The sequence below is a fragment of the Mycobacterium shunyiense genome (genome assembly GCF_058270075.1).
This window is the reverse complement of sequence record NZ_JBZDPU010000040.1, coordinates 185,984-202,260: the sequence shown is the minus strand read 5'-3', so window position 1 is coordinate 202,260 and position 16,277 is coordinate 185,984. Positions and strand designations below refer to the sequence as shown.

The window sequence follows — 16,277 nt, the reverse complement described above, 5'->3', positions numbered from 1 at the left end:
GAACGAAGGTCCTGTTTCAATTGTGACTACACACGTTGTCATCAGAGCTTAGGAGTAGATGTGCCATCCGGTCAACGACGCGGCCGATGGTCGGGCGTTCCGCTGCAGGAACGCGCGGCCCGTCGTCGCGACGAGCTGATCGCAGCGGGGGTCGGCCTACTCGGCAAAGCCGAGGGCCCGGCCCTGACCGTCCGCGCCGTCTGCCGTGCGGCCGAACTCACCGAACGCTACTTCTACGAGAGTTTCAGCGACCGTGACACGTTCGTCCGGGCCGTCTACGACGACGTCTGCGCCCGGGCGATGTCGGCCCTGACCACGGCGGCTACGCCCCGCGACGCGGTCGAGCGTTTCGTCGCACTGATGGTGGACGACCCCACCCAGGGCCGCGTGCTGCTGCTGGCCCCGGAATCCGAACCGGTGCTGACCCGCTCGGGCGCGGAATGGATGCCCAACTTCATCGGACTGCTGCAGCGCAAACTGACCCGCATCGCCGACCCGGTGCGCCAGGCCATGGTCGCCACCAGCCTGATCGGAGCACTGACGGCGTTGTTCAGCGCCTACCTCGACGAGAGGCTGCCGGCCAGCCGCGAACAGTTCATCGACTACTGCGTCGACATGCTCCTCGGGCGCATCGGCAGTTTCTGAGCAGACTTCCCGAGGTCCCCGGCTACTCGTCGGGGGTACTGGCCTCGGCGATCGGTGCTTGCTCGGCGGCCGCGGCCTCGTCTTCGGCAGCCTTGGCCTCACGTCCGGCCGGGCTGGCGATGGACGCACCGGGGTGAGCCTCGGTGGCGTGGTCACCGTCGCAGTTGAGCGACACCTCTGTCACGTCCTCGCGGTATTCGTAGTACGTGTCGGAGGTCTGCGGCACCAGCTGGCGCACGGTCCAGGCGTTGGTGACAATGCACTCGTCACGCGGCAACCGGCTGCCCACGGTCACCGCGACGTGCGCCGTGCCGCCACCGTCCTCGATGGTGCTGACCGCGTCACTGTATGTCTGCCCTACGACGTCCGGCGCCGCCTGAGCCGCCCCCGCCCCCATCACCGCGAACGCAAAACCCGCCGCGGACATGCCGATAGCGCTTCCGAACCCGATCGCGATCTTCATATGGCCCGACCTTCCCCGTCCGGCGATCTCTCCCGGAGAGGTGGGGCGACGGCGCTTCCGGCCGTACGTGTCAGCAACCCCGCGGTCCGCGACAAGGTGTCACGGCAACACTCTTTGGGAGCTGACCTGGATTTTAGTCGGCAGCGGGGCTCACATCGAGTAATTAACCCTTACTCGTCGGGGGTGCTGGCCTCGGCAAGCCCTTCCTGCTCGGCGAGCTGGGCCTGCTGCTCGGCGTACGCCTGCTTCGCTTCCTCGAGATCGTCAGCAGCCTTGGCCTCGCGGCCCGCCGGGCTGGCGACCGAAGCGCCGGGATGGTTGGCGCTGGCATGAGCGCCGTCGCAGTTCAGGGCGACCATGACCTCGCCGGAGGCGTGACTACCGTCACGCACGAACGGTGCGTCCCACGCGTTGGTGACGATGCAATCCCCCTGGGACAGCTTGCTTCCCACGGTGACCGCCACCTTGGCGCTGGAACCGCTATCCTCGATCGCGCTCGAGGCGTCCGAGTAGGTCTGACCCACCACGTCAGGGGCGGCGGCTGCCATGCCGGCACCGAACAGCAGGGATACGGCCGCACCGGTGGCGAACGCGGCTCCGGCGCCGACGACAAACATTTTCACGTGTGCCCAACCTCCGAGCGTGGGTATCCGACAGATGTTCGTGCGGATCCTACCGGCGCATCGCACGCGGCGCAGGGCTCGCGAAACAGGGCTCACGCAACACCAGCGGGGCAACTTGATGTCACCGAGTTACACAGATATATTGACTGCTACCAACAGGTACAGATAACTGAGCGTCCCCGAGACGCGAGGAGGGTGGAGCACATGTCGCAGGAATACACCGACCTGCAGCTGCTGCATGAACTCGAGCCTGTCGTAGAGACCAGCATCAACCGCCACATGCGGATGCGTAAGGACTGGAATCCGCACGACTTCATTCCGTGGTCGGACGGCAAGAACTACTACGCACTAGGCGGGCAGGACTGGGATCCCGAGCAGTCCAAGCTGTCCGAGGTTGCCCGGACCGCGATGATTCAGAACCTGCTCACCGAGGACAACCTGCCCTCGTATCACCGCGAGATTGCGATGAACATGGGCATGGACGGCGCCTGGGGCAACTGGGTCAACCGCTGGACCGCCGAGGAGAACCGCCACGGCATCGCCCTGCGCGACTACCTCGTGGTGACCCGCGCGGTGGACCCGGTCGAGCTGGAGGAACTGCGCGTCGAGCAGGTCACCCGCGGTTTCTCGCCTGGCCAGAACCAGCAGGGCGATCTGTTCGCCGAGAGCCTGTTCGACTCGGTCATGTACGTGTCGTTCCAGGAACTCGCGACCCGTGTCAGCCACCGCAACACCGGCAAGGCCTGCGACGATCCGATCGCCGACCAACTGCTGCAGCGCATCTCGGCCGATGAGAACCTGCACATGATCTTCTACCGCGACGTCTCGGCGGCCGGCCTGGACATTGCCCCCAACCAGGGCATGGCCTCGCTGCACCGGGTGTTGGACAACTTCAAGATGCCCGGGTACACCGTGCCCGACTTCCGCCGCAAGGCCGTCATCATCGCGGTCGGTGGCGTCTACGACCCGCGCATCCACCTGGACGACGTGGTGATGCCGGTGCTGCGCAAGTGGCGCATCTTCGAGCGCGAGGACTTCACGGGCGAGGGTGCACGCCTGCGTGACGACATCGGCCGCATCGTCGAGGAGCTCGAGGACGCCTGCGACAAGTTCGAGGTGGCCAAGGAGCGTCGCCTGGAGCGCGAGCGCAAGGTGGCCGAGAAGAAGGCCATGAAGAACCTGTTGGTGTCGTCTTCGTCTTCATGACCCTGACCGCCACGCCTCCTGCAACTGCAGCGTCGGCCCGATCCCAGCTGCGGATCGGGCCGTTCGCGTTGCCAAGCCCGGTCGTACTCGCCCCGATGGCCGGGGTGACCAATGTGGCATTCCGCACACTGTGCCGCGAGCTCGAGATCGCCCGTGCCGGCACCGTCAGCGGCCTCTATGTCTGCGAGATGGTCACCGCCCGGGCCCTGGTCGAGCGCCATCCGGTGACCCTGCACATGACGACGTTCGGGCCCGACGAATCACCGCGGTCGCTGCAGCTCTACACCGTCGACCCGGAGACCACCTACCTCGCGGCCAAGATGATCGCCGACGAGGGCATGGCCGACCACATCGACATGAACTTCGGCTGCCCCGTGCCCAAGGTCACCAAGCGTGGCGGCGGATCGGCCCTGCCGTACAAGCGGCGCCTGTTCGGTCAGATCGTGGCGGCCGCGGTCCGTGGTGTCGAAGGCACCGATATTCCGGTGACGGTGAAGTTCCGGATCGGCATCGACGACGCCCACCACACCCACCTGGACGCGGGACGGATCGCCGCCGAGGAAGGCGCGGCAGCCGTCGCACTGCACGCCCGCACTGCGGCACAACGTTATTCGGGCACGGCCGACTGGGATCAGATCGCGGCACTCAAGGCCCATGTCACCAGCATTCCGGTGCTGGGCAACGGCGACATCTTCGAAGCCGACGACGCACTGGCGATGATGGCCGCGACCGGGTGCGACGGCGTGGTGATCGGCCGCGGCTGCCTGGGGCGGCCATGGCTGTTCGCCGAACTCTCGGCGGCCTTCAACGGGCGCCCCGCTGCCACCCCGCCGAACCTGGGCGAGGTGGCCGACATCGTGCGCCGCCACGGCGAGTTGCTCAGCGACCACTTCGGCGAGGACAAGGGCATGCGCGATATCCGCAAGCACGTGGCCTGGTACATGCACGGGTTCCCCGCCGGCGCCGACCTGCGGCGTGGACTGGCGCTCGTCAAGACCCGGGCCGAACTCGACGCGCTGCTCGACCAACTGGACGGCGACGCCCCGTTCCCGCCCGCGGCCACCGGTCCGCGTGGGCGCCAGGGTTCGGCCGCCTCGGTGTCTTTGCCGGAGGGGTGGCTCGACGATCCCGACGACTGCGCGGTGCCGGCCGGAGCCGACGTGATGCATTCCGGGGGCTGAGCTGGGCTCGCTCCGAGATGACATCGAGACGGCACTGTCACCGGGTTGGGTCTAGCTCAGGCTCAGGGTCGCTCAGTACGATGAAAACCTTGCCGCGGCCGGCTCAGGTAGCCAGTCCGGCACAGTGCTGCTAGAAGAGATGAGGAGAAAACCTCAGCAGCACCCATTCACACAACGCAGGAACGATGCGCACCGACGCGCATGCACTAGTTCGAAGAGTCGGAGGCCGGTAACGACATGAGTGACGGTGATAACGCCACTCCCGGCCGTCGGCGCCGCGCTCCGGAGGATTCGTCGGACAACCAATGGATTACCCGATCCCGGGAGCCTTTGCCAGGCGCCGCGCCGTGGGAACGCCAGGATCCGCCTTCACCCGATGATTCGCCCCTCGATGAGCCCACCGGCAGTCACGCCGACGGGGTAACTGTCGCCGATCTGATCGCCAAGGTCGCCGGAACCGGATACGCACCGACCCGTCATCGGCTGGAACCCGACGAGCCCGAGCCAGAACTCGAGCCGGCCCACGCCTGGGACCCGGAGCCAGAGCCAGACCTCGAGCCCGCCCACGCCTGGGACCCGGAGCCAGAGCCGGACCCTGAACCCGAGCTCGAAGTCGAACCTGAACCCGCGTACGCACCGGCGTACGTCCGCCCGCGGGTGCCCGACCCGACCGACGTGATCGAAGCGGTGCGGATCGACGCCGAACTCGACGAACCCCGGCATTCTCCCGAGGCCGAGGACTACCCGGAACCTTTCGAGGAACGCTTCGAGGAGCCGTTCGAGGCCTCGCCGGATCACCGCGAGATCGACGTCGAGAACACCGACGTATTGCCGGCCCTGGCGGTCTACGAGTACGACGTACCCAAGGCACGCCCGTCGTGGCGGGTCCGCCCGACCTCGGCGGACGAGCACGATTCCGAGCACGATCGCGCCGACACCGACGAGATCGAACGGGTGCGGCCACCGATCAACCGCCGCGTGATGCTGGCCGGCCGAGCCGCCGCGGCGATGCTCGCGGTCCTCACCCTGGTGCTGACCGGCGGGGCCTGGCAGTGGCAGAGCTCGAAGAACAACAGCCTCAACAAGGTGGCCGCGCTCGACCTCAATTCGCGCGACATCGTCGACCCCAACGCTCAGTTCGGTGACGAAAACTTCCTGATCGTCGGCACCGACAGCCGGTTCGGTGAAAACGGCGGCATGGGCGCCGGCGGCACCGAGGACGCCGGTGGCGCCCGGTCGGACACGATCATGCTGGTCAACATCCCCGCCGACCGGCGACGTGTGGTCGCCGTGTCGTTCCCGCGTGACCTCTCGATCACTCCGATGAAGTGCGAGCCCTGGAGCGCCGAGACCGCGACCTATGGTCCGCTGTACGACGAAGAGACCGAGACCTACGGCCCGGACGAGGTCTACACCGAAACCAAGCTGAACTCGGCGTTCGCCTTCGGCGGTCCGAAATGCCTGGTGAAGGTGATCCAGAAGCTGTCCGGCCTCTCCATCAACCGGTTCATGGCCGTCGACTTCGCCGGCTTCTCGAAAATGGTCGACGCGCTCGGGGGGATAGAGGTGTGCAGCACCACCCCGCTTGAGGACTACGAGCTGGGCACCGTGCTGGCCAACGCCGGTCGTCAGACGATCGACGGCCACACCGCGCTGAACTACGTGCGGGCCCGCCAGGTCACCACCGAGTACAACGGGGACTACGGCCGCATCAAACGACAGCAGCTGTTCCTCTCGTCGCTCCTGCGGACGCTCATCTCCCGGGACACTTTCTTCTCGCTGAACAAGCTGAACAACGTGGTCAACATGTTCATCAGCGACAGCTTCGTCGACAACATCAGGACCAGGGACCTCGTCGACCTCGGGCAGTCGGTCCAAGGGGTGAACGCGGGCCGGATCACGTTCGTGACGGTGCCGACCGTGGGTTACGCCGACGAGTACGGCAACGAGGTCCCGCGAACCGACGACATGCGTTCCCTGTTCGACGCGATCATCAACGACGACCCGCTCCCTGGTGAGAAGAACCCGGACAACACCCCGGTCCCGGGCACTCCCGAATCGGCGACATCGTCCGTCCAGGCTGCCGCTCCCCCCGAAGCATCAGCGACGCCCTCGTCGGTTCCGGCGCCGGCGCCGGCCACCGACAGTGGTGAGATGGTCAACGCCATCACCACCGAACCGCAGCAGGTCACGGTGCAGGTGTCGAACTCGACGGGCCAGAGCGGCCTGGCCTCCACGGCGGCCACCGAACTGCAGGAACACGGCTTCAACGTCAACACCCCCGACGACTACCCGAGCACGCTTCCGGCGACCACGGTGTTCTTCTCCCCCGGGAACGAGGAGGCGGCCGCGACCGTGGCCAGCTCCTTCACCAACCCGACCATCGAGCGGGTGACGGGCATGGGCAGCGTGGTGCAGGTGGTGCTGGGCTCTGATTTCTACACGGTGAACGCCCCGACCCCGAGCGGGTCGGAAGTGCAGGTGCACGTGCTGAAGGGCACCGGCGCCAGCCCGACGCATCTGCCCGAGGACCTGACCGTCACCAACGCCGCGGACACCACCTGCGAATAAGCCGGTGACCCGCATGGACGGCATTCACCGTTCGTTCACCGTTGCATCGTGACGACACGGCCGCTGACCGCCTAATCTTGCAGCATGCGTACCCAATACCACGAGCAGCTGCATTCACTCACGGACCAACTCGGAGCCATGTGCGAGTTGGCGGGTACCGCGATGGAGCGCGCCACCCAGGCGCTGCTGCAGGCCGATCTGGCACTTGCCGAACAGGTGATCAGCGATCACGACCAGATGAGCACGCTGAGCACCCAGGCCGAGGAGTCTGCGTTCGTGTTGCTCGCGCTGCAGGCGCCGGTTGCCGGTGATCTGCGCTCCGTGGTGGGTTCGATTCAGATCGTCGCCGATGTGGACCGGATGGGCGCGCTGGCACTGCATGTGGCGAAGATCGCACGCCGACGCCACCCGCAGCACGTGCTGCCGGAGGAAGTGAACGGCTACTTCGCCGAGATGGGCCGGGTGGCGGTCGAATTGGGACACGCTGCGCGTGAGGTGCTGCTCACCCAGGATCCGGAGAAGGCCGCGCGGATCCAGGAGGAAGACGATGCGATGGATGACCTGCATCGCCACCTGTTCTCGGTGCTCATGGACCGGGAGTGGAAGCACGGCGTGACCGCTGCCGTCGACGTGACGTTGCTGAGCCGCTTCTACGAGCGCTTCGCCGATCACGCCGTCGAGGTGGCCCGTCGGGTCATCTTCCAGGTCACCGGCTCCTACCCGGAAGACGACTCCGTTTCCTCGAAGTAGAACTCAGGCCCGGTCGGGCGGCACGAGGCGGACCCCGTCCTTGTGCGCCCCGGCCAGGTCCCCCAGGATCTTCACCAATACCTGCAGGTCAGCCCCACTGTAGCGGAGCAGGAAGTCACGGGCCCCGCGGTTCATCTCGTCGTGCATCCTCCGGTGCACGTCGGCGACCAGTTCTCCGTCCGCGGTCAGACCGAGCTCGATTTCCTTGCGGTTGCCGGGCACCGGCGTACGGACGACGAGGCCCGCCTCCACGAGTCGCTGCACATGCTTGGAGACCGTGCCCTTGAGCCGGCCGGAGCGCGCCGCCAGCCCGACGACACTGACCGGACCTTCGGCGATCTCTGCCAGCAGGTGCATCGAGGACGTGGGTAGCGTCCGCACCAACTGCTGCAGGCGCTGCGGGCATCCGGCGGCCATGAAATCACGCTCCGCGTCGCCGTCGCCGTCGCCGTCGTTACCGAGCCGATCGCCCACCGTGGCGATCAGTGCCGTGATGGCGTCGATCAGCTCGAGTTTGGTTTTCACGGAAACCATCTTGCCACCGACCGCGGCGATGCGTAGATTGTTTCCATAGAAACCATATCTTCAGAAACCAAAGGAGTCGCCATGTTGGCTGCCGTGGTCACCGAGTGGGGGCGACACCCCGTCTACACCGAGGTCCCTGAGCCCGAAGCACGCGACGGAGCCGAGGTGGCCGAGGTCGAGGCGTCGGCCCTGACCAACCTCACCCGAGCCCTGGTGTCAGGAAAGCACTACGCCAGCAAGGAGATTCAGCTCCCAGCCATTCCCGGCGTGGACGGCATCGCCCGGCTCGCCGACGGCCGTCGGATCTACACCGGTGCGCTGGGGTCCTCCGGCATGATGGCGCAGCGCGCGCTGGTGCAGCCAGCCGGTGGCGTCGAGATCCCTGAGCACGTCGACTCGGTGACTGCCGCCGCGCTGCCCAATCCGGGTATCTCGGCCTGGACCGCACTGTCGCACGCCGCGGCCGTCAAGCCCGGCGATCACGTACTCGTACTGGGCGCCACCGGCGTAACCGGTTCGATGGCAGTGCAATTGGCCACGGCCATGTTCGGCGCCGGGATGGTGGTAGCGGCCGGACGCAACACCGAGCGGCTTGCGTGGCTGCGGTCGGCCGGGGCGCACGCGACCATCGCCATGGGCGAGCAGGACCTGGGTGCCGTGGTCGCTCAGATGCACGCCGAGCGCCCGTTCGACGCAGTGCTCGACTACCTGTGGGGCGAGCTCGCCGCGGAGGTGCTCACCGCCCTGGCCGGCGCCCATCCGGCCGCGCACTACCACCCGACCGGGTTCGTGCAGATCGGGTCGATGGCGGGGCCGACGCTGCCCCTGGACGCCGGGGTGCTGCGCGGCACCGGGATCACCCTGACCGGGGTCGGCATCGGCAGTGTCCCACCCGAGGTCCTGATCAAGGCCCGTACCGACGCGCTGCCGGAGTTGTTTCAGATGGTCGCCGACAGCCGGCTCGAATTACGCACCCAGCCAAGGACATTGGCCGACGTTGCCGAGGTCTGGGCCGGCGGCGAGCCCTCGGGAACCCGCGTCGTGCTCACACCCTGATCCCTCGCGAGCAGACGTGAAATCGCACGTTTTCGAGTCAGATAGTGCGAGTCCGAGTCTGCTCGCGGGAGAAATGTGGGGGGGAGACTCAGCCGAAGCGGCCCGAGATGTAGTCCTCAGTGGCCTTCTGGGTGGGGTTGGAGAAGATCTTCTCGGTGTCGTCGATCTCGATCAGCTTGCCGGGCTTGCCGGTGGCCTCGAGGTTGAAGAACGCGGTCTGATCGCTCACCCGGGCGGCCTGCTGCATGTTGTGCGTGACGATGACGATCGTGAAATCCTGCTTGAGCGTGGAGATCAGGTCCTCGATGGCCAGCGTGGAGATCGGGTCGAGCGCCGAGCAGGGCTCATCCATCAGCAGGACATCGGGCTGCACCGCGATCGCGCGGGCGATGCACAACCGCTGCTGCTGACCACCGGACAGGCCACCGCCCGGCTTGTCCAGGCGGTCCTTGACCTCGTTCCACAGGTTGGCGCCGCGCAGAGAGCGTTCCGCCACTTCGTCCAGGGTCTTCTTGTTGCGCACGCCCTGCAGTTTCAGACCGGCCACCACGTTGTCACGAATCGACATGGTGGGGAACGGGTTCGGACGCTGGAACACCATGCCGATCGTCTTGCGCACACCCACCGGGTCCACCCCGGCGCCGTAGATGTCCTCACCGTCGAGCAGCACCGAGCCCTCGACGCGAGCGCCGGGGATCACCTCGTGCATGCGGTTCAGCGTCCGCAGCACCGTCGACTTACCGCAACCCGACGGGCCGATGAAAGCCATCACGCTGCGCGGCTGCACCGACAGCGAAACCTCGGCAACGGCATGGAACGCGCCGTAATAGATGTTGACGTCCTTGAGATCCAGCCGCTTGGCCATGGATAGTTCCTACACCTTCTTGGGGGAAAAGAGTTTGGCAACCGTGCGAGCGCCGATGTTGAGCAGCGCGATCAGCAGGATCAGCGTCAGCGCCGCACCCCACAGGCGGTCGGTGGGCACCGGATTGGCGCCGGCACCCGCCGAGATCTGGTCGTACATCATGCCCGGCAGCGATCCCATGAAGCCGCCGAACATGTCGAAGTTCATCGCCTGGGCGTAACCGACGAGGATCAGCAACGGCGCGGTCTCGCCCATCACGCGGGCCAGCGCCAGCATGATCCCGGTGACGATGCCCGACAGCGCCGTCGGGATCACGATGCGGACGATCGTCTTCCATTTCGGCACGCCTAGCGCATAACTCGCCTCGCGCAGATCCATCGGGACGATGCGCAGCATCTCCTCGGTGGCCCGCACGATCACCGGAATCATCAACAGCACCAACGACAGTGACACCGCGAAGCCGGACCGGCCGAACCCGAGCGTGGCCACCCACAATGCGTAGATGAACAGTGCGGCGACGATCGAGGGCACACCGGTGAGGATGTCCACCATGAACGTGGTGACCTTGCCCAGGCGGGTACCTCCGCCGTACTCGACCAGGTACACACCCACCATCACGCCGATCGGAATGGAGATCAGCGAACACACGATGCCTTGCAGCAGGGTGCCGACGATCGCGTGGTAGGCACCGCCGCCTGCGGTGAACGTCGTCATCCCGGCCTGGGAGTTGGTGAACCACGTGGCTGAGGTCAATGCGCTCCAGCCACGGACGATCACCGAGTACAGCACCCAGGCCAGCGGCACCAGGGCGACGAGCAACGACATGGTCACCAGCACCGTGGCGAGGTGGTTGGTCAGCTTGCGGCGCAGACTCACGCCCTGGAACGCAGGCGCCTTGACCGGCCGCTCAAGCGTGGAGGTCATGAGCGCCCCTTTCCGGCGACCGCGGCGCGAGCCAGCGAGTTCACCACGAAGGTGAGGATGAACAGCACCAGGCCGGCGGCAATGTAGGCGCCTGCCTTGTACTGATCGTTGAATTCGCTTGCGGTGGCGGCGATCTTGCTGGCGAAGGTGTAGCCGCCGTCGAACAGCGACCAGCTGAACGCGGTCTGGGTGCCGCGCAGGATGATCAGCAGTGCGATGGTCTCACCGAGCGCCCGGCCCAGACCGAGCATCGCGCCACTGATGTAGCCGGACAAGCCGAAAGGCAGCACCGTCGTACGCACCACTTCCCAGCGGGTGGCGCCGAGCGCCAGCGCGGCTTCGATCTGGCCGCGCGGGGTCTGGGTGAACACCTCGCGGGTCACTGCGGTGATGATCGGCAGGATCATCACCGCAAGCACGATGCCTGCGGTGAAGATGGTGCCACCTCCGGCGACCGAGGCGTTGCCCGTCTTGAACAGAAACAGCCAGTCCAAGTTCGTATTGAGCCACACGGCAAAGGGTTTGATCGCCGGCGCCAGTACGTACAGGCCCCAGACGCCGTAGACGATCGACGGCACCGCGGCCAGCAGGTCCACCAGATAGCCCAGCGGACCCGCCAGTCGCCTCGACGAGTACTGGGTGAGGTAGATCGCGATGCCCAGGGCCACCGGCATCGCCAGCACCAGGGCGAACAGGGAGACGAACACCGTCACCTGCAGCAGATCGAAGATGCCGAAGTGCATCGCGGAGGTGTCGGTGGTGATCCAGTTGCCGCCGTAGAGGAAGAAGTTCTCCTCGTTACGGGCCAGCGCCGGAACTGCGCGCCAGAGCAGGAACACCCCGATTGCCGCGATCAGCGCGACGATCAGGACGCCTGAGCCTTCGGCGAGCCCACGGAAAATTCGGTCGCCAAGGCGAACCTTGGCTCCCTTGGACGGATTGGTGGATATAGGTGCCGGCTCGGGGTGGGGGGAGGCGAGCGTCTCCCCTGACCCCGAATCAGCTGGATTCGGCGTTGTCACTGTCGTCCCGTCGGGGCCCCTGGTCGTCATGCGGTCGGTAAATCCATCCTCGCCCAAATCCGTCCTCTAAAGCCAGTCCGGCTACTAGGCGATGGCCTCGACCGAGGTCAGCAGGCGCTGCTTGAACTCGTCGGGCAGCGCGATGTATCCGGCCTGCGACAGGCTGGCCTGGCCCTCGTTGGCGGCCACGGTCAGGAAGGACTTCACGGCCGCTGCGGTCTCGGCGTCGTAGCCCTTGGAGCAAACGATCTCGTAGGTGGCCAGCACCAGCGGGTAGACACCGGCTTCCTTCGAGGCGTACAGCGCGTTCAGATCCAGCACCAGGTCCTTGCCCTCACCCTTGAAGGTGGCGGCGCCGACGGCCTTGGTGGTCGACTGGTCGTCCAGCGGGACCGCGCCGGCGCCACTGTCGATCTGGGCGTAGGGCAGGCCGGCCGCGGCGGCCGGGCTCTTCTCGACGTAGCCGATCGAGCCGGGGGTGGCCTGAACGGCCTGCACGACGCCGGAGGACTTCTGCGCGCCCTCGCCGGCACCGCCCTGGAACTCCTTGCCCGCGCCCTTGGTCCAGGTCTGCGGAGCGGCGGCGGCCAGGTACTTCTGGAAGTTGTCGGTGGTGCCCGAGGAATCCGACCGGTAGATCGGCTTGATGTCCAGGTCGGGCAGGGTGGTGCCGGCGTTCAACGCGGCCACCGCCGGATCGTTCCACTTCTTGATCTGGCCCTGGAAGATCTTGGCGAGCACGTCGGGGTTCACCACGAGCTTGTCGACGCCTTCGACGTTGTAGGCCAGCGCGACCGGGCCGAACACCAGCGGCAGGTTCCATGCCTCGTTGCCGCCACAGCGCTCGGCGGCCTTGGCGACCTGATCGTCCTTGAGCGCCGAGTCGGACCCCGCGAAGTCGACCTGCTTGGCGATGAACTGATCCACGCCCGCGCCCGAACCGGTCGGGTTGTAGGACAGGTTCTTGCCGGAGCAGACCTGGCCCCAGACCTTGTTGAACTCAGCAATGGCGTTCTGCTGCGCCGTCGAGCCCTCGCCGGTCAGCGCGGCCTTGCCGCCGCACTCGGCCGACGACGCCGAGCCGGTGCCCGCGGCCGGGGAGCTGGTGCCCGCGGCGTTGTTGTCGCTGCCACACGCGGTCAGCGTGAGTGCCGCGATCGCCGTCGCGGAAAGCGCGACACCGAACGGCTTGCCAATGCTCATGAGCTTCACTTGTCCCACTTTCAGTTGACGGCTTCGAACTCTCCGGCAACGTATTCGGCCGCAGTGGACGGCTCGCGGACAACAGGTGAATCAGCAGTGAATAGGTTCAGCGTGTTCACAGCTAAACGGGTTAACCGGCGGCATACGCCGCGTCGACACCGAACACCTCGAAACCCAAGTTTCGGTAGGTCGCCACGGCCGCCGAGTTATCTGCCTCGACGTAAAGCAGCACCGTCGGCAGGGACCGCTCGGCGAGGTGGTGCAGGCCGAGCAGGGTGAGTACCGAGCCCAGGCCTCTGCCCTGCGCGGCGGGGTCGACGCCGACGATGTAGACCTCGCCGAGACCCGCGTCGTCGCCCACACCGGCGTGGACTTTCGTCCAGTGGAAACCCAGCAGTGCGCCGGTGCGCTCGTCGAACGCCTCGAACAGACCGTCGGGGTCGAACCACGGCTCGCTTCGCCGTTCGGCGATCTCCTGTTCGGTCCAGCCGCCCTGTTCGGGATGCCAGGCGAAGGCAGCATTGTTGACCCGCAGGATCTCGGCGTCGTCCTGGGGACCGGCATAGGTACTGATCCGCACGCCCTCGGCGGTGCGCAGCGGCGGCAGGTCGCTCAGCGGGCGACGCATCTGCAGCAGCTCGCGCGCCACCTTGAGGTCGAGTGTGGCCGCCAGGGAGCGGGCCGCCTCGAGGTTGCCGTGTGCCCAGATGCGTGTGCCGGCCCCACCCTCGGCGAGCCCGGCACGGGCCAGCGCCGCACCGGTACCGCGCCGTCGGGCGTCCGGATGCACCACCAGTTCGGCCATCGCCGGGTCGTCGGCGCCGGCTGGGGCCAGGTTCAGGTACCCGACGAGTCTTGTCCCGTCGGTCGCGAGCAGGTGACGGGTCCGGTCGAGGCCGAGCTCGCGCAACACCTGATCGCCGACTGGGGCCACGCCGTCGACCGCGGTGGCTGCGCCGATGAGTTCCCGGATCCCGGCCTGTTCGGCGTCTGACAGCCCGGTACGCCAGTCGAGTTCGGTCACTGGCTGGGTAGCCGCCCGGCGAGCGGCTCGTCCGCATCGTCGCTTGCCGGCTCGAAGTCGTCGTCGCCGTGGCCCTCGTCAGGGGCCGCTTCTCCGGTCCCGGCCGCCCCGCCTGCGGGGGTGCGGCCGCGCGACGGGCGTACCGCCTTGTACCCGACGTTGCGGACGGTGCCGATCAGCGCTTCGTACTCGGGACCGAGCTTGGCGCGCAGACGACGGACGTGCACGTCCACGGTGCGGGTGCCGCCGAAGAAGTCGTAGCCCCACACCTCCTGCAGCAGCTGCGCCCGGGTGAAGACCCGCCCGGCGTGCTGCGCGAGGTACTTGAGCAGCTCGAACTCCTTGTAGGTGAGATCGAGGGGACGTCCGCGCAGCCGGGCGGTGTAGGTGCCCTCGTCGATCGCGAGCTCACCCAGGGTGATCTTTCCGGCGTTCTCCTGACTGGCACCCCCACCACGCCGGCCGACCAGGAGCCGCAGCCGGGCGTCGATCTCGGCCGGGCCGGTGCTGGGCAGCAGGATCTCGTCCAGGCCCCATTCGTGGTTCACCGCGACCAACCCGCCCTCGTTGATCACGGCAACGACCGGGACCGAGGTGCCCGTCGTGCCCAGCAGTCGGCACAGACCGCGAGCGGCCGCCAAATCGGTCCGCGCGTCGACGATCGCCACATCGGCACTGCCTGCCTCCAGCAGCGACGACACCTCGGTCGGTGCCGTACGCACCGTGTGCGCCAGCAGCGTCAGGGAGGGCAGCACCGACTCCGGATGCGGGTCGACGGTCAGTAGCAGTAGATCCAACAGGGTCCTCCGGCGCGCCGGCAATCACTTCCCACGATCGCCCGGACCCCGATGTCCACACGGTCGGATTCATGACTGACATGTAGCCGTTACCGGCCTTTTGCGATCTAACGATAACGCCTCACCTGCTGATCAGCCGCGCCAAGCGCTTAGACCAGACAGCCGTGGGCGACAATGTGCCGGTGCGCAAACTGCTGATCGGGCTCACCGCGACCGTGACCGCGCTTGTCGTCGGCGTCGTCGGCACGGATTTCGGTTCGGCGATCTACGCCGAGTACCGACTGGCCCGCAACGTTCGCAGCGCGGCCGACCTCAGCTGGGATCCATGGGTCGCCATCCTCGGTTTCCCGTTCCTCACCCAGGTCCGCAACGACCGTTACAGAGAGATCGAGATCCGTGCCGCCGGCGTCGACCACCCGGTGGTCGGCAAAGCCTCGCTCGAGGCCACCCTGCACGGCATCGATATCAGCGGCTCGTCGTGGCTGATCCCGCCGGACGCGAAACTGCCCGTCAACAAGGCCGAGAGCCGCATCATCATCGACTCCACACACATCGGCCGGTTCATGGGCATCGACGATCTGCTGGTGGAGGCTCCGTCGCGGGAGACCAACGACGCCACCGGGGGCACCACCGAGTCCGGCATCTCCAGCAGTCAGGGGCTGGTGTTCACCGGGACCCCCAAGGGCTCGGGTCTCGACAAACGGGTCAGCGTCTCGGTGGACCTGTCCTTCGCCGACCGGGACGACACCACGTTGGTGCTGACCGCGACCGGGATCCTGACCGGCCCGGGAACCGCCGACGAACCGGTACCCGACGAGAAGACCGCGGCGGTGCTGGCCGAGTTCAGCCACACCATCACCGGGCAGAAGCTGCCGTTCGGGATCGCCCCGACCACTGCGGGCGCCCGGGGATCCGACGTGATCATCGAGGGCATCGCGTCGGGAGTAACCATCGACCTGGCGGGGTTCAGACAGTCATGAGCTCTTCGTTGGTGCTGGCGATCGTGGTGCTGATCGCCGCGCTCGGGGTGGCTTATGTGATCGGTCGCCTCATCACGCTGCGCGCCGGCCTGATCAGGGCGGGCAAGGAAGCCGCCGACGTAGACACCAGCGACCTGGGCTTGTCCGACACCGGCCCGACGGTGCTGCACTTCACAGCGGAATGGTGCGGGCCCTGCGCCGGGGTACGACGCGTCGTCGACCAGGTGTGCGCCGAGCTGCCCGAGGTTGCTCACGTCGAAATCGACATGGACACCAATCCCGAAGCCGCCAGGCGGCTTTCGGTCCTGTCCTTGCCCACGACCATCATCTTCGACCGGGACGGGCGGCCCCGATACCGCACCAGCGGGGTCCCCAAGGCCGCTGACCTGCGCTCGGCGCTGGAGCCACTGTTGGCCTGACCCGGCGGTTATTGGGTAAGCTG

General features: G+C 66.9%; 17 protein-coding genes. 8 read left to right on the top strand and 9 right to left on the bottom strand.

The window, feature by feature from the left end:
• The first annotated feature begins 60 nt into the window (after positions 1 to 60).
• A complete protein-coding gene (locus tag AC4ELH_RS31345; RefSeq protein ID WP_055117677.1) occupies positions 61 to 645 on the top strand; it encodes a TetR/AcrR family transcriptional regulator in 585 nt (194 codons plus the stop codon).
• Positions 646 to 667: 22 nt separating this feature from the next.
• Here AC4ELH_RS31345 and AC4ELH_RS31340 read toward each other — a convergent pair whose 3' ends face one another.
• Both AC4ELH_RS31340 and AC4ELH_RS31335 read right to left on the bottom strand, forming a co-directional pair.
• Positions 668 to 1,108, bottom strand: coding sequence for a hypothetical protein (locus AC4ELH_RS31340; RefSeq protein WP_064884811.1), 441 nt, complete (start codon positions 1,106 to 1,108; stop codon positions 668 to 670).
• Between the two features lie 170 nt (positions 1,109 to 1,278).
• Positions 1,279 to 1,725, bottom strand: a complete 447-nt coding sequence (locus AC4ELH_RS31335) for a hypothetical protein (protein ID WP_064884809.1) — start codon at positions 1,723 to 1,725, stop codon at positions 1,279 to 1,281.
• A gap of 210 nt (positions 1,726 to 1,935) precedes the next feature.
• Between AC4ELH_RS31335 and AC4ELH_RS31330 the strand changes: the two genes are divergently transcribed.
• From AC4ELH_RS31330 to phoU, 4 genes are all read left to right on the top strand, one after another.
• Entirely contained in the window at positions 1,936 to 2,937 is a 1,002-nt protein-coding gene (locus tag AC4ELH_RS31330) for an acyl-ACP desaturase (RefSeq protein ID WP_064884807.1), read from the top strand.
• Positions 2,934 to 4,118 (top strand): tRNA dihydrouridine synthase DusB, encoded by a 1,185-nt coding sequence (dusB, locus tag AC4ELH_RS31325; RefSeq protein ID WP_110777516.1) that lies wholly within the window; start codon positions 2,934 to 2,936, stop codon positions 4,116 to 4,118. The genes AC4ELH_RS31330 and dusB overlap by 4 nt, the downstream gene beginning before the upstream one ends.
• 237 nt (positions 4,119 to 4,355) lie before the next feature.
• A complete protein-coding gene (locus tag AC4ELH_RS31320) occupies positions 4,356 to 6,689 on the top strand; it encodes an LCP family protein (protein WP_448447474.1) in 2,334 nt (777 codons plus the stop codon).
• An 84-nt stretch (positions 6,690 to 6,773) separates the two neighbouring features.
• A complete protein-coding gene (phoU, locus tag AC4ELH_RS31315; RefSeq protein WP_064884804.1) occupies positions 6,774 to 7,439 on the top strand; it encodes a phosphate signaling complex protein PhoU in 666 nt (221 codons plus the stop codon).
• A 3-nt stretch (positions 7,440 to 7,442) separates the two neighbouring features.
• On the opposite strand, the gene AC4ELH_RS31310 is transcribed toward phoU, so the two are convergent.
• The gene (locus tag AC4ELH_RS31310) at positions 7,443 to 7,964 is read right to left on the bottom strand and encodes a MarR family winged helix-turn-helix transcriptional regulator (protein ID WP_448447476.1); all 522 of its coding nucleotides are present in this window, start codon (positions 7,962 to 7,964) and stop codon (positions 7,443 to 7,445) included.
• A gap of 81 nt (positions 7,965 to 8,045) precedes the next feature.
• Between AC4ELH_RS31310 and AC4ELH_RS31305 the strand changes: the two genes are divergently transcribed.
• Positions 8,046 to 9,020, top strand: coding sequence for a quinone oxidoreductase family protein (locus tag AC4ELH_RS31305; protein WP_498888645.1), 975 nt, complete (start codon positions 8,046 to 8,048; stop codon positions 9,018 to 9,020).
• An 88-nt stretch (positions 9,021 to 9,108) separates the two neighbouring features.
• On the opposite strand, the gene pstB is transcribed toward AC4ELH_RS31305, so the two are convergent.
• From pstB to AC4ELH_RS31275, 6 genes are all read right to left on the bottom strand, one after another.
• A complete protein-coding gene (pstB, locus tag AC4ELH_RS31300; RefSeq protein ID WP_055117691.1) occupies positions 9,109 to 9,885 on the bottom strand; it encodes a phosphate ABC transporter ATP-binding protein PstB in 777 nt (258 codons plus the stop codon).
• A 9-nt stretch (positions 9,886 to 9,894) separates the two neighbouring features.
• Entirely contained in the window at positions 9,895 to 10,809 is a 915-nt protein-coding gene (gene pstA, locus AC4ELH_RS31295) for a phosphate ABC transporter permease PstA (protein ID WP_064884800.1), read from the bottom strand.
• Complete coding sequence (gene pstC, locus AC4ELH_RS31290) at positions 10,806 to 11,861, bottom strand: phosphate ABC transporter permease subunit PstC (protein WP_064884798.1); 1,056 nt, start codon at positions 11,859 to 11,861, stop codon at positions 10,806 to 10,808. The genes pstA and pstC overlap by 4 nt, the downstream gene beginning before the upstream one ends.
• 54 nt (positions 11,862 to 11,915) lie before the next feature.
• The gene (gene pstS / locus AC4ELH_RS31285; RefSeq protein ID WP_448447481.1) at positions 11,916 to 13,043 is read right to left on the bottom strand and encodes a phosphate ABC transporter substrate-binding protein PstS; all 1,128 of its coding nucleotides are present in this window, start codon (positions 13,041 to 13,043) and stop codon (positions 11,916 to 11,918) included.
• 121 nt (positions 13,044 to 13,164) lie between these two features.
• Entirely contained in the window at positions 13,165 to 14,058 is an 894-nt protein-coding gene (mshD, locus tag AC4ELH_RS31280; protein ID WP_064884794.1) for a mycothiol synthase, read from the bottom strand.
• A complete protein-coding gene (locus AC4ELH_RS31275; protein WP_498889505.1) occupies positions 14,055 to 14,858 on the bottom strand; it encodes a winged helix-turn-helix transcriptional regulator in 804 nt (267 codons plus the stop codon). Before AC4ELH_RS31275 ends, mshD begins: the two co-directional genes overlap by 4 nt.
• Positions 14,859 to 15,019: 161 nt before the next feature.
• Between AC4ELH_RS31275 and lmeA the strand changes: the two genes are divergently transcribed.
• Both lmeA and AC4ELH_RS31265 read left to right on the top strand, forming a co-directional pair.
• Positions 15,020 to 15,835, top strand: coding sequence for a mannan chain length control protein LmeA (gene lmeA, locus AC4ELH_RS31270; protein WP_064884790.1), 816 nt, complete (start codon positions 15,020 to 15,022; stop codon positions 15,833 to 15,835).
• Positions 15,832 to 16,254 carry a thioredoxin family protein gene (locus AC4ELH_RS31265; RefSeq protein WP_064958897.1) on the top strand — a complete coding sequence of 141 codons (423 nt, stop codon included), beginning with the start codon at positions 15,832 to 15,834 and terminating at the stop codon, positions 16,252 to 16,254. Before lmeA ends, AC4ELH_RS31265 begins: the two co-directional genes overlap by 4 nt.
• Positions 16,255 to 16,277: the final 23 nt, after the last annotated feature.